The sequence below is a fragment of the Leyella stercorea genome (assembly GCF_019052365.1).
GTDB lineage: Bacteria > Bacteroidota > Bacteroidia > Bacteroidales > Bacteroidaceae > Prevotella.
Window position 1 is genome coordinate 1 of record NZ_JAHQUY010000075.1, and the last position, 12,852, is coordinate 12,852.

The window sequence follows — 12,852 nt, forward strand, 5'->3', positions numbered from 1 at the left end:
ACGCTCTTCCGATCTAATGCGAGCAAAAACTCAAACAACAAAGCATATCATAACTCTCAACTCTCAACTTTCAATTATAAACAAAAAAAACGGGACTAAAGATAGCCCCGTACTTTTATAACCTTTTCTCACGAAAAAACTATTAATCAACAACAAAATTCATTCGTTTGTGACTCCACCGCTGTGGACATACTCTAATACTTGTAGTCTTTTGCTTAAATAACATTGCTTAATGTGTGTATGAAACGTAATCTGATGTATGTGTGTAAACTCTAAATTTCTTCTAAATAACTCTCTAACTTACTTTTATTATAACTCTCTAAATTATTAACTCTCTAACAATTACTACTTGTAATACTAAACTATTCTTCCTTTTTACACTTGCAAAGTTATTCAATAAACCAGAAACCCACAAATTTATTCAACAAACGCCCCCATTCGTTCAATAAACCCAATCATGCGTTGATGAACTGGCATAAAAAACGGGGAATCACGCTTGTTTTGACCGTAAAACTATCAAAACAAAGCGGCGATTCCCCGTATTGGTTTCTAACTAAAAGCTGTGTATGTCTTTAGCTTTCGTTTTATAAGTCGTGAGTCTGAGTCGTCGTCAACCGAACGGAATCTGATCGGACACCGTACGGAATCTGATCGGACACCGAACGGAATCTGATCGGGCGGCGAACGCAATCCGGTCGGACGGCGGACGCAACCGGTCGGTTTACTCCTTATTGTTGCCGAAAATGCGCAACAGATAGAGGAATAGGTTGATGAAGTCGAGATACAAGCTCAACGCACCAAGCAGAGCGAGCTTCTGCATGTGTTCGCCTGCGTCGGGCGCAAGCTGGCACATCTGCTTTATCTTCTGCGTATCGTATGCGGTGAGACCCACGAAGATGAGCACGCCTACGTAGCTCAGGATGAGGTCGAAGCCGCTGCTGCGCACGAACATGTTAACCACGGTGGCGATGATGAGTCCGAGAAGCGCCATGAAGAGCAGCTTGCCCATAGACGTGAGGTCGGTCTTGGTGGTGTAGCCCACGAGCGCCATTACGCCGAACGTGCCGGCTGTGATGAGGAATGTCTTGACGATGGCTGTCATGCTGAACGCAAGGAAGATGACAGAGAGCGTAGCGCCGTTCACTACCGAGTAGAGCACGAACAGCAGCGTAGCCGTAGACAGCGACAGACGGTTGATGGCGCCGCTGACAGAGAACACGAGCACAAGCTCGGCGATGATGAGTCCCCAGAACAATGCCTTGTTGCCGAGGATAGCCATGATGAGCGACGGAGTAGACGCAACGCCGTATGCGGTGATGCCGGTGATGGCGAGGGCGAGGGTCATCCATACAAACACTTTGCGCATGAGCGCAGGGAAAGCAGACGACATAGAGAAGTCGCTGCCACGAAGCGAATCGGTATCTAACCAGTTTTGTTGTTTCATAATTATCTGTTTTTAAATTGTTTGTATTCTTTGTTTGCAGGGCGGAGGCCGGAGACCTCCGCTACTATACATTATATTATATGCAGGAAGCGCAGGATATCGTTCAGATTCGCCACCACCATAAGCAGCAGCAGAACGCCGATGCCGATATACTCGGCGTATATCATGAAGTTCTCAGACGGCTTGCGGCGAGCTATCATCTCGTAGAGCAGGAAGAGCACGTGTCCGCCGTCGAGCGCCGGGATGGGCAGAATGTTCATGAAGGCGAGGATGATGCTCAGAAAGGCGGTCATAAGCCAGAACGAGTGCCAGTTCCACTGCGACGGGAACAGACTGCCGATGGCTCCGAAGCCGCCGAGCGACTTGGCGCCTTCAGACGAGAAGAGATACTTCATGTCGCCTACGTAGCCCGAGAGCACCTTGCAGCCGTACTTGACGCCGGCGGGGAACGACTCGAGGAAGCCGTAGTCGATGTGTGTCACCTTATACTTGGGCTGCTGCGGCATGTAGCCGAGCACAAGGCGCATCGGCTTGCCCTTGGCGAACGGCGAGAAGCCGCCTGCCGACATGGCGTCGAACTGGCCCTTGAGCGTGAGTGTGTCGAGCTTGCCGTTCACCTGACGCTCTACGTTGACAACAGCGGCGAGCGCCTTCACGGTGTCGGCGTGGGTCTGTGCGCAGGTGAACATATCGGTGCTGCGACCCACCTCGTATGTGAACTGAGAGAACGAGCTGACGAGCTTGCCGTTGAGCGAGAGGATGCGGTCGGCTTTCTGCAGACCCATGCGCTTGGCAGCCGAGTTGGGCGTTACGCTGTCCACTACAGCCGGCACATAACCTACGACGAACGGGGGCACATTCTTCAACATGCCGAGCAGGTCGAGGTCGCCCGGCGTGTTGACGGTCACCTTCTTGCCGTCGCGCAACACGTAAACCTCCGTAGCGTTAGCCAGACCGCGATACATGTCAGCCTTGGCGTCCTTGAACTCGCCGAGGTTGGTGCCGAGCAAGATGTCATGATCCTGGAATCCGAGCGCCTTAGCCTCCTTGTTGAACTCCATTCCGAGCGTCATATCCTTCGGGCTGACGTAGTCCTCGCCCCATGTGAAGAGGCACATGGCGTAGATGAAAAGCGCCAAAAGGAAGTTGACAAGCACGCCACCTATCATGATAAACAGTCGCTGCCATGCAGGTTTAGAGCGGAACTCGTATGCCTTGGCAGGCTCTTTCATCTGCTCGGTGTCCATCGATTCGTCAATCATACCCGATATCTTGCAGTAGCCGCCGAGCGGAAGCCAACCGATGCCGTACGTAGTGTCGCTGTTCTTCGGCTTGAACTTGAACAGACTGAACCAAGGGTCGAAGAAGAGGTAGAACTTCTCGACGCGCACTCCGAAGAGTTTCGAGAAGAAGAAGTGTCCGCCCTCGTGCAGAAGCACGAGAAGCGAGATAGCCAGCATGAACTGGAGTGTCTTTATAAGAAAAATTTCCATTTAAGAGTTTTGAGTTTTGAGTTTTGAATTTTGAGTTGTGCGCTTCGCGCATTTTGAATTTATGAATTTTGAGTTTTGAATTTATAAATTATGAGTTGCGAATTCCAAATTCAAAATTGAATAATTCCTCATCGGCGCAGCCGACAATTCAAAACTCAAAATTCAAAATTCAAAATTCAACTTTACAACATGCTTGCCGCAATGCGTCTTGCCTCAGCGTCAGAAGCGATATAGTCGTCGTAAGTAGGCTGGGCGATGAACGTAGCGCGCTGCATGGTTGCCTCGATGATGTCTGCCATCTGCAGGAATCCGCAGCGGTCGTGACGGAACGCCTCGTTCACCACTTCGTTGGCTGCATTCACTACGCACGGCACATTGCCGCCGCGACGTATCGACTCGTAAGCCATGGCGAGACAACGGAACTTCTCCATGTCGGGCTCGAAGAACTCGAGCGGCTGACGGAACAAGTCGAGACGGTCGCCGTTAAGCGGCAGACGCTCGGGGAACGAGAAGGCGTACTGTATAGGCAGGCGCATATCGGGCACACCGAGCTGCGCTTTCACGCCGCCGTCGCGGAACTGCACCGCACTGTGCACTATCGACTGCGGATGGACGAGCACTTGAATCTTCTCAGCCTCAACGCCGAAGAGCCACTTCGCCTCGATAACCTCGAAGCCCTTGTTCATCATAGACGCAGAGTCTATCGTAATCTTCGCTCCCATCTCCCATGTCGGGTGGCGCAGAGCGTCGGCAGCCTTCACATCGCGCATCTCGTCGAGCGTGAACTTGCGGAACGGACCGCCCGAAGCGGTGAGCAGTATCTTCTCTATCTCGTTGTCGCCTTCGCCAACAAGACTCTGGAAGATGGCAGAGTGCTCGCTGTCTACGGGCAGGATGTTCACGTGGTACTCCGCAGCAAGTCGGCAGATGAGGTCGCCGGCTACGACAAGTGTCTCCTTGTTGGCGAGGCAGATTGTCTTGCGTGCCTTGATGGCGTGGATAGTTGGCGAGAGTCCGGCGAAACCCACCATAGCCGTAAGCACCATGTCGATAGGCTGCGCCTCTACAATCTCGTCGATAGCCTTCGCTCCGGCATACACCTTGATGTCGGGAAGGTCGGCAAGCAGCAGCTTCAGCGACTCGTAGTGCGCTTCGTTCGCAATGACGACTGCAGCCGGGCGGAACTTGCGCGCCTGCTCGGCAAGCATCTCATAGCGGTTGTTCGCCGTGAGGCAGTAGACCTCGTAGCGGTCGCTATGCTGTTCTATCACGTCGAGTGCCTGGGTTCCGATAGAACCGGTGGAACCGAGGATACATATCTGTTTCATTGTGGTCTGATTTTTATATTGCTTGATTTTGTTGGAGAGCTAGGAGGACTAGGCTGGCTAGGTAAACTAGATAAACTAGGCAAACTAGATAAGCTAGATAAGCTAGATAAGCTATAACAACCAGCAAGCCCTTTACAGCTCTGTCAATCCCTCCGGCAGATCCATAGTTATGGTGTGGCTCTCAGCGTCCACCTCCACGATGAACTCGTCGGAGGCAGGTATAAGCAGCTCGTTGCCGTCGGTAGTGAGCAGACAGAAAAGTGTGTTGATGGTAGAATCGTCAACCGATTCGATCTCACCGACAACAGCGCCCGATCGGTCGTCAACAACCTTGAAGCCGACGATGGCAGCCCAAGAGAGCTGGTCGGCATCTGTGTCGACATGCTCACGCGGGAAGTAGACATCGCAGCCAGTAAGCTCGCGAGCACGCTCCTGCGAGTCGATATCGGCAAAGCGTACAAGCGCCGTCTCGTCGTTCTTGAAGCGGTATTCGTCGAGGAAGAATGGCACGAGTATGCCGTCAATCTCAAGAATGAGGTAGTCGGCGTCTACACGGTCGAAGATATCGTCGTCGAAGTGGAACGACACCTCGCCGTCTACGCCGTGCGGCTTGCCTATCTTACCTATTTTATATACTGATTCTTTCTTTATCATTTTTGTTAGTTAACAAGGAAACCAGGTGACTAATAGAAGAGAAGACTATGAAGATAGTTTACAAGGAAACAAGTTCAGAAGTAAACAAGTTTACAAGGAAACGTATTGCCTTATTCTCTTCTAATCTTTGCTCCCAGAGCGTTGAGTCGGGCCTCTATGTCCTCATATCCGCGGTCGATCTGCGCGATGTTGTCAATGCGACTTGTGCCCTTTGCGCCGAGTGCGGCGATGAGCAGAGCGATTCCGGCGCGGATATCAGGGCTCGACATGCGGCCTGCACGCAACTGAATATTGCGGTCGTGACCTACGATTACGCAGCGGTGCGGGTCGCAGAGTATAATCTGTGCGCCCATATCTATGAGCTTGTCGACGAAGAAGAGTCGACTTTCGAACATCTTCTGGTGAACAAGTACCGATCCGCGCGCTTGTGTCGCAACCACGATGAGCACCGAAAGCAAGTCGGGCGTGAGTCCGGGCCACGGCGCATCGGCGAGAGTCATGATAGAGCCGTCGAGAAACGAGTCGACAACATAGTGCGGTTGGTGCGGAATGTAGAGATCGTCGCCGTCTACATCAATCTTCACGCCGAGACGGCGGAAAGCGTCAGGAATAACGCCGAGCTGAGCCACGGCACAGTCCTTTATGCGTATGCCGTTGCCCACCATTGCCGCCATACCGATGAACGATCCCACCTCAATCATGTCGGGCAGGATGCGGTGTTCGGTGCCGTGCAGCTCGCTTACGCCGTCGATGTACAAGAGGTTGGAGGCGATGCCCGTAATCTTGGCGCCCATAGCGTTGAGCATCGTGCAGAGTTGCTGTATATAAGGCTCGCAGGCGGCGTTGTATATCGTTGTCTTGCCCTCTGCGAGTACGGCTGCCATAATGATGTTGGCAGTGCCGGTCACGGATGCCTCGTCGAGAAGCATGTATGTGCCGTGCAGTTTCTCTGCTTCTATATTATATACGTGGCGCTCGTCGTCGGCATTGAACGTCGCGCCGAGGTTCTTGAAGCCGAGGAAGTGGGTGTCGAGACGTCGGCGTCCTATCTTGTCGCCGCCCGGTTCAGCCACTACAGCCTTGCCAAAGCGTCCGAGCAGCGGACCCATCGTAAGCACGCTGCCGCGCAGCGCCGAGCACTTGCGTACGTATTCGTCGCTGGCGAGGAAGTCGAGGTTGAGTTCGTCTGCCTGGAACGTAAAGTCGCCCTTGCCGTTGCGCGTCACTTTCACGCCCATGTCCTGCAACAAGCGTATGAGGTTGTTGACATCGAGGATGTCGGGGATGTTGGTTATTCTGACGGGGTCGGACGTGAGCAGCACAGCGGCTATCACTTCGAGAGCCTCGTTCTTGGCTCCTTGCGGCGTGATGGTGCCCTGCAGCTGGTGTCCGCCTTCAATTATAAACGATTCCATAAGCGTTGTGGTTTATGTTCTACGACGTTGTGTGGTATATATCTACAACGTTGCGGATTTATTTTCTGCGACGTTGTCTTCTCTCGTAATTGCGTGTCGGTGTCTCTGTGCGGTCGAACTTGAACGTTTCGAGGTCGAGCTGAATCTTGCCGTCGGTATAGTCGGCGAGGTCTGACGCTACCTTCTCGTCGTCGCTCGATCCGTGTCCCCAGAGCACGAGGTCGCGCTTCATCTGGTTAGCGGCGAGGCGTGTAAGCTCGGTGCGTTCGGCTCCATTGGGCAGGTTCTTCAGCAGTTCGAACACCTCGAACATCATGTTGCCGTAATGGCGCACGGGTATGCGCTTCATCGGGTAGCGCATTGGTGCGGGCTTCTGCAGCATCTTCTGCGCTTCGGTGATGTCGCACGGATAGTCGATGTCGAGCTGAAAGCCGCTCATCAGTGCGAGATGGTCCCAGAGTTTCTGTCGGTAGTCCTTGTTCTCGTAGGTGTGCGGCATCATGCGCTCCATGACTGCTATTATGGTGTTGGCACAACGCTGGCGCTCGGCGCGACTTTTCAGGCTGACACAGTAGTCGACCATCTGCTGCACCTCACGTCCGTATTCGGGGAGCACGAGGCGTTCGCGCTGTGTGTTGTAGTCTAAACCTTTTATCTTCATATCTTTCTTACAATAACTTCTTTGATTCTTTCGCCACGAAGTCCTTGAGGTAGAACGGCACGAAGTATGCCACGTCCTCGAACTTCTCCTGTGCGATGCGCTTCTCTGCGAGTGGGTACATCCACTTAGCGAGCGGGTGTACGTTCTTGATGAAGCGTGCGTTGGGATGGTTGATAACCTCCATGCACTTCTCGGCGCCGTTGCCGAAGAAGTAGACCGGTGCGCGGTCGAGGTATTCCTTGTAGGTGTCGGCGTCGACGATGTCTGCCTGTATGCCGCGCACTTCGCGCAGGGAGCGGTCGTAGACAGCCGAATACACTTCCATGCGGCGTGCGTCGAGCATGGGGCAGAGCAGTGCTCCCTCCTCCACTTCCTCGCGCAGCAACACTGGCACTGCCATCAGCTCGAGTGTAGGCACAGCTATGAGCTTCAGGTTCTGTCCGTAGCAGATGCCCTTTGCCATCGACGCACCGATGCGCAGTCCGGTGTACGAACCGGGACCGCTGCTCACGGCTACGGCGTCAAGTGGTATGGCGTGGCTGTCGGCGAACGACATTGCCTCGTCTACATATACGCCGAGATTCACGGCGTGGTTAGGACCTTCAAAGTCTTCTTTGGAGAATATACACGCACCGTCCTGACTGACGGCAACTGAACACACGTTGGTGCTCGTATCAATACTCAATATACACGACATTCTTTTTCGTTTTTTTCGCAGTCCGCCCTACCTAAACTCCGCAATAACTCATTGGCGGCGCTTAGGTGCAGACTACACATTATATAATAGAATGCAAAAATACATTTTTTTATTCAATTTAGCCCATTAACAAAGCGTTAAAAAAAACAAGCAAACGTTTTTTTTCATATATGAAAAATATTACTTACATTTGCACATTTAAAATAACAAACAAGCACATATAAATAACAAACACGCAATATGATACTTTCAATGACCGGCTACGGCAAGTCTGTCGTAGTCTACAATGGTAAGAAAATCAATGTCGAGATAAAGTCGCTCAACAGCAAGGCGCTCGACCTCTCTACTCGCATCGCTCCGCTCTACAGAGAGAAGGAGATGGAGATTCGTCAGGCTATACAGACGAAGGTGATTCGCGGCAAGGTCGACTTCTCTATCTGGATTGAGAAGGACGCTACGACCGACGCCACAACTATCAACACAGCGCTTGCGAAGAACTACTGCGAACAGATTAAGAACGTGGCTGCAGAGTGCCAGATTCCGCTGCCGGGCGACTGGTTCCTTTCGCTGCTGCGCATGCCTGATGTGATGTCGAAGGTGGAGATAGAGACGCTCTCCGACGAGGAGTGGACGGTGGCGCGCAAGGCTATCGACGAGGCTATCGATGCGCTCGTGGCGTTCCGCCAGCAGGAGGGTGCGGCGCTGCAGAAGAAGTTCGGCGAGAAGATAGACAACATAGAGGCTCTGCTGAAGAGCATTGAGCCGTACGAGAAGTCGCGCGTGGAGAAGATTCGCGCTCGCATCGTTGACGGACTGAGTTCCATCCCCGAGGTTGAGTACGACAAGAACCGCCTTGAGCAGGAACTTATCTACTATATAGAGAAACTCGACATCAGCGAGGAGAAGCAGCGCCTTGCCAACCACCTCAACTACTTCCGCGAGACTATGGCTGAGGATGGCGGCCAGGGCAAGAAGCTCGGATTCATCGCGCAGGAGATGGGACGCGAGATAAACACTACCGGCTCGAAGAGCAACAACGCCGAGATGCAGAACATCGTGGTGAAGATGAAGGACGAACTGGAACAGATTAAGGAACAGGTGCTGAACGCACTTTAAATTCAAAACTCAAAACATGGGTAAACTTATAATATTCTCCGCTCCGAGTGGCAGCGGAAAGAGCACAATCATCAATCGTCTGATGCAGCGCCCTGAGCTGCACCTCGCCTTCTCTATCTCTTGCACATCGCGTGCTCCGCGTGGCACAGAGCAGAACGGCGTAGAGTATTTCTTCATCACTCCCGAGGAGTTCCGCGAGCGCATCAGCCGCGACGAGTTTCTCGAGTACGAGGAGGTTTACGAGAACCGCTTCTACGGCACGCTGAAGCAGCAGGTGGAGACGCAGGCTGCGCGCGGCGAGAACGTGGTGTTCGACGTCGACGTGAAGGGCGGTTGCAACATCAAGCAGTATTACGGCGACCGCGCGCTGAGTCTGTTCATTCAGCCGCCATCGGTTGAGGAGCTGCGCCGCCGTCTTGTTGGTCGTGCGACAGACGCTCCTGAGGTGATAGAGCAGCGCATCGCACGCGCTGAGTTCGAGCTGTCGCAGGCTCCGAAGTTCGACCGCATCATCATCAACGACGACCTCGAAAAGGCTGTCGAAGAAACCTATGAGGCTATTCGCACATTCATCGAGGAATAACAACAGTAGCGGAGGTCTCCGGCCTCCGCAGCAACCAAAATACACTAATCTACTTGGTGCTGCGGAGGCCGGAGACCTCCGCTACTAATATATCTCCGCATCTATTATATAATACCAAATGCAAAAGATAAAGACCGGAATATACGGCGGGTCGTTCAACCCTATACACAACGGGCACATCGCCATTGCGAAGCGTATGCTCGAACTGGCGGGGTTGGACGAGATATGGCTCATTGTGTCGCCGCAGAACCCACTGAAGACGGCGGGCAGCCTGCTCGACGACCGCCTGCGTCTCGAGATGACGCAGCGAGCGCTGGCGCCTTACCCGCAACTGACGGCGAGCGACTACGAGTTCCGTCTGCCGCGACCTTCGTATATGTGGAACACGCTGCAGCGACTCTCTGCCGACTATCCCGAGCGCGAGTTCACGCTGCTCATCGGCGCCGACAATTGGACGGTGTTCGACCGCTGGTATCACGCAGCCGACATCATCGCCCACTACCCCATCGCCATCTATCCGCGCACCGGGTCGCCTATCGACACCTCGACGCTGCCGCCTACGGTGCGTCTCTACGACACCGGCCTTTACGACATCAGCAGCACGGAGGTGAGAGAGAAGGCTACGCACGGTGAGGACGTGGCGCAGCTCGTGCCCGCCGAGATTGTGGAGGACGTGAAGCGTCACTACGGCTGCTGATTTTTGGCACACTTTTAAGTAGCGGAGGTCTCCTGCCTCCGCAGCAACCAAAAACTAATCGACTTGGTGCTGCGGAGACCGGAGACCTCCGCTATTGTTATGTCAGTTTATCACAAGCTGCTGGTCGCAATACGCGAGCACGGCAGGGCGGTGCGTGATGAATATCACGGTATGCTTTTCGCCTTCGAGGATATTGCGCAGCAGGCGGCACTCCGTCTCGCTGTCGAGCGCCGACGTAGCCTCATCAAACACGAGCACGGCGCGGTTGCGCAGCAGCGCACGCGCTATCGCTATGCGCTGTGCCTGACCTTCTGAAAGACCGCCGCCCTGCTCGCTGCAGCGCGTGTCGAGCCCGTTGGGAAGGTCGAAAACAAACTCGGCGCAACTTTTTCTAAGCACCTCACACATGCGTTCGTCCGTCGCCGTAGCGTCGCCCAGCAGCAGGTTGTCGCGTATCGTGCCGCTCAGAAGCGTGTTGCCCTGTGGCACATACACAAAGTTGCAGCGCATGAGCGGCGTCAACTCCTGCTCGCCATCGGCGTCGTACATATATATATGTCCGCTCTGTGGGCGCATCAGCGCCAGAAGCATGCGTACAAGCGTTGTCTTTCCGGCGCCCGTCTCGCCGAGAATAGCCGTCGTAGAGCCAGGGCGAAAGTCGAACGAGAGGTTCTTTATGATGTCGCGCGTACCATCCTCGTAGCGATACGTTATATTGTCGAGGCGAATGCCGCAGGAGTCGGCAAATCGCACGGGGTCGCCTTCGGGTTCTCGCGGCTCCTCCTCGAGTTCCATCAGTCGCTCTGCGGCTGTGAACACCGACACGAAAGCCGGAACGAGTTTTGTCAGCGTGCGCGCCGGCGACTGTATGCGGTTCACAAGTTGCAAGAAGGCTGTCATGCCGCCGAATGTGAGCGTGCCAGCCTGCATGCGCACGGCAGCCCAAAGAAACGCCAACAGATAGCCGCAGGCGAAGCCGAAGTTGAGTACGAAGTTGGAGAACACCGAGAACTTGGTGCGGTTGACCACGTTGCTGCGTAGCTCCGACTGCGTTGCTTCGAGCCTTGCAATCATCGCATGCGTAGCCTCAAGCGTCTTCACCACCATGCGGTGCTGCACGGTCTCCTGCATCGACTCCTGCACACGGCTGTCCGATTCGCGCACACGGCGCGAGAGTTGTCGCATGCGGCGCATGTATACCTTACTCACGAGCACGAATATCGGAATTATCACGACCAGTATCAGCGCCAGCGTGCTGTCCATCATGTACATGCAGGCGAAGGCGCCCACGAACATTAGTACGGTGGAGAGCGTGCTCGGCAGCGTCTCGGTGAGGAACGTCGTGACGTTAGCCACGTCAAGCTCCAAGCGGTTGAGCACGTCGCCCGAGTGAAAATGCTCGCGGCTGTGCCACTCCGACTGCAGTATGCGTTGCAGCGCAGCCTGCTGCATGCGGTTCTGCGCCTTCACGCCGAGTATGTTGCGCACCCACACGCCTGCGATATTCACCGCAAAGTTGAGCAGTATGAGCGTGCCCATGAGCCCCACAGCCCAGTATATAGAGCCGCGGTCGGAGCCAGAAGCCACGTCGATGGCGTGCTTTATCGCCCACACCTGCGCCAGACTCAGCACCACATCAGCCACGCCAAGCAACGCGTTCAGCGTAGCCTGCAGCCGATTGCCGCGCCATGCCTGCCAGAGCCATCGCAGTATCTGCTTCACCGTATATTTGTCAGAGGTCTTTATCTTCATCAAAACTCAAAACTCAAAATTCAAAACTCAAGATTGCGTTAGCATCGCTACCGCTTATCTACTCCCCACATCATCTTTTCTCTTAACGATGTGAAGTATTTTCTGCCATTCGGCTTCACAATCATCGTCGAGAACGGCGCCTTCTGTATACTCACCTTCGTGCCTTCGTGCATCGTATAGCTGCGTCCGTCCACAGCCACGAGGAAGTTGTGCGAGCGCGACTCCACCTGCAGCTCCACCTTACTGCTGTCTGATATCACCACCGGGCGCACGTTCAAGCTGTGCGGAGCCACCGGCGTGAGGCACAACGTGCTGGTCTGCGGCACGATGATCGGACCTCCGTTCGAGAGCGAGTAGGCAGTAGAGCCGGTAGGCGTGCAGACCACGAGTCCGTCCGCCTGGTACGTCACGAGGAACGAGCCGTCGACGCAGGTGTGTATGCTAATCATCGAAGCGTTGTCGCGCTTCAGCATAGCGATGTCGTTCAGCGCGTAGTGGCAGCCGTCGAAGTCCTCGCCGTGCGTCTGTATCTCTATTGCGGTGTGGCGCTCAATGGTATAGTCGCCGTTGATAATCGCAGCGAGAGCCGTCTCCACCTCGTCGGGCAACACGTCGGCAAGAAAGCCCAGGCGCCCCATATTGATGCCCACAACCGGTATATTCTTGCGCCCTATGCGCACCGCCGTCTTCAGAAACGTGCCGTCGCCACCGATAGACACGGCGTAGTCGGCTTCAAACTTGTCGCCGTCGAACACCTCTACGCCCGAGAGGTCGAGAAGCTGGTCGCGACTGAGGAAGTCGCGGAACTTGCGGTCGAAGATTATACGCTCGTTGCGCGAACGCAGATAGTCGAGCGCACATGCTAAAGAGGTCGACTTGCGTAACTGATATGTATTGCCGAAAAAGGCGAAAGTGAGTTGCTTGTTTGTCATTGTTGCGTATATATTATACGTATATTAACCCGTTGGCGGAATTAATTTAAGTTGATAAATATGAGTAAAAAGTTGCACAT

The 12,852-nt window shown here is 54.1% G+C and carries 12 protein-coding genes; 3 read left to right on the forward strand and 9 right to left on the reverse strand.

Annotated elements, in window-relative coordinates; all coding sequences use genetic code 11:
• Positions 1-721: 721 nt before the first annotated feature.
• The 7 genes from KTQ90_RS11055 to tsaB all read right to left on the reverse strand — a co-directional run bounded on the left by KTQ90_RS11055 (position 722) and on the right by tsaB (position 7,692).
• Complete coding sequence (locus KTQ90_RS11055; protein WP_022157781.1) at positions 722-1,444, reverse strand: Bax inhibitor-1/YccA family protein; 723 nt, start codon at positions 1,442-1,444, stop codon at positions 722-724.
• A 71-nt stretch (positions 1,445-1,515) separates the two neighbouring features.
• Positions 1,516-2,937, reverse strand: a complete 1,422-nt coding sequence (rseP, locus tag KTQ90_RS11060; RefSeq protein WP_217318486.1) for an RIP metalloprotease RseP — start codon at positions 2,935-2,937, stop codon at positions 1,516-1,518.
• Between the two features lie 182 nt (positions 2,938-3,119).
• A complete protein-coding gene (locus KTQ90_RS11065; protein ID WP_217318487.1) occupies positions 3,120-4,265 on the reverse strand; it encodes a 1-deoxy-D-xylulose-5-phosphate reductoisomerase in 1,146 nt (381 codons plus the stop codon).
• 132 nt (positions 4,266-4,397) lie between these two features.
• Positions 4,398-4,919: a ribosome maturation factor RimM gene (gene rimM / locus KTQ90_RS11070; RefSeq protein ID WP_217318488.1), complete on the reverse strand. Its 522-nt coding sequence runs from the start codon at positions 4,917-4,919 to the stop codon at positions 4,398-4,400.
• Positions 4,920-5,029: 110 nt separating this feature from the next.
• On the reverse strand, positions 5,030-6,334 hold the full coding sequence (gene murA, locus KTQ90_RS11075) for a UDP-N-acetylglucosamine 1-carboxyvinyltransferase (protein ID WP_217318489.1): 1,305 nt from the start codon (positions 6,332-6,334) through the stop codon (positions 5,030-5,032).
• A gap of 58 nt (positions 6,335-6,392) precedes the next feature.
• Positions 6,393-6,995: a DUF4290 domain-containing protein gene (locus KTQ90_RS11080; RefSeq protein WP_022157786.1), complete on the reverse strand. Its 603-nt coding sequence runs from the start codon at positions 6,993-6,995 to the stop codon at positions 6,393-6,395.
• Positions 6,996-7,002: 7 nt separating this feature from the next.
• Positions 7,003-7,692: a tRNA (adenosine(37)-N6)-threonylcarbamoyltransferase complex dimerization subunit type 1 TsaB gene (gene tsaB / locus KTQ90_RS11085; RefSeq protein ID WP_217318490.1), complete on the reverse strand. Its 690-nt coding sequence runs from the start codon at positions 7,690-7,692 to the stop codon at positions 7,003-7,005.
• Positions 7,693-7,932: 240 nt separating this feature from the next.
• Between tsaB and KTQ90_RS11090 the strand changes: the two genes are divergently transcribed.
• From KTQ90_RS11090 to nadD, 3 genes are all read left to right on the forward strand, one after another.
• Positions 7,933-8,808 carry a YicC/YloC family endoribonuclease gene (locus tag KTQ90_RS11090; protein ID WP_217318491.1) on the forward strand — a complete coding sequence of 292 codons (876 nt, stop codon included), beginning with the start codon at positions 7,933-7,935 and terminating at the stop codon, positions 8,806-8,808.
• A 16-nt stretch (positions 8,809-8,824) separates the two neighbouring features.
• Complete coding sequence (gene gmk, locus KTQ90_RS11095; RefSeq protein ID WP_022157789.1) at positions 8,825-9,391, forward strand: guanylate kinase; 567 nt, start codon at positions 8,825-8,827, stop codon at positions 9,389-9,391.
• 118 nt (positions 9,392-9,509) lie between these two features.
• Positions 9,510-10,088 (forward strand): nicotinate (nicotinamide) nucleotide adenylyltransferase, encoded by a 579-nt coding sequence (gene nadD / locus KTQ90_RS11100; protein WP_217318492.1) that lies wholly within the window; start codon positions 9,510-9,512, stop codon positions 10,086-10,088.
• Between the two features lie 102 nt (positions 10,089-10,190).
• On the opposite strand, the gene KTQ90_RS11105 is transcribed toward nadD, so the two are convergent.
• Entirely contained in the window at positions 10,191-11,840 is a 1,650-nt protein-coding gene (locus tag KTQ90_RS11105; protein ID WP_217318493.1) for an ABC transporter ATP-binding protein, read from the reverse strand.
• Positions 11,841-11,887: 47 nt separating this feature from the next.
• A complete protein-coding gene (locus KTQ90_RS11110) occupies positions 11,888-12,772 on the reverse strand; it encodes an NAD kinase (protein WP_217318494.1) in 885 nt (294 codons plus the stop codon).
• Between the last annotated feature and the right edge of the window lie 80 nt (positions 12,773-12,852).

Bases quoted from the DNA above. Each gene is read 5' to 3' on its own strand.
- KTQ90_RS11055 (WP_022157781.1), bottom strand. From the start codon at position 1,444: ATGAAACAACAAAACTGGTTAGATACCGATTCGCTTCGTGGCAGCGAC.
- rseP (WP_217318486.1), bottom strand. From the start codon at position 2,937: ATGGAAATTTTTCTTATAAAGACACTCCAGTTCATGCTGGCTATCTCG.
- KTQ90_RS11065 (WP_217318487.1), bottom strand. From the start codon at position 4,265: ATGAAACAGATATGTATCCTCGGTTCCACCGGTTCTATCGGAACCCAG.
- rimM (WP_217318488.1), bottom strand. From the start codon at position 4,919: ATGATAAAGAAAGAATCAGTATATAAAATAGGTAAGATAGGCAAGCCG.
- murA (WP_217318489.1), bottom strand. From the start codon at position 6,334: ATGGAATCGTTTATAATTGAAGGCGGACACCAGCTGCAGGGCACCATC.
- KTQ90_RS11080 (WP_022157786.1), bottom strand. From the start codon at position 6,995: ATGAAGATAAAAGGTTTAGACTACAACACACAGCGCGAACGCCTCGTG.
- tsaB (WP_217318490.1), bottom strand. From the start codon at position 7,692: ATGTCGTGTATATTGAGTATTGATACGAGCACCAACGTGTGTTCAGTT.
- KTQ90_RS11090 (WP_217318491.1), top strand. From the start codon at position 7,933: ATGATACTTTCAATGACCGGCTACGGCAAGTCTGTCGTAGTCTACAAT.
- gmk (WP_022157789.1), top strand. From the start codon at position 8,825: ATGGGTAAACTTATAATATTCTCCGCTCCGAGTGGCAGCGGAAAGAGC.
- nadD (WP_217318492.1), top strand. From the start codon at position 9,510: ATGCAAAAGATAAAGACCGGAATATACGGCGGGTCGTTCAACCCTATA.
- KTQ90_RS11105 (WP_217318493.1), bottom strand. From the start codon at position 11,840: ATGAAGATAAAGACCTCTGACAAATATACGGTGAAGCAGATACTGCGA.
- KTQ90_RS11110 (WP_217318494.1), bottom strand. From the start codon at position 12,772: ATGACAAACAAGCAACTCACTTTCGCCTTTTTCGGCAATACATATCAG.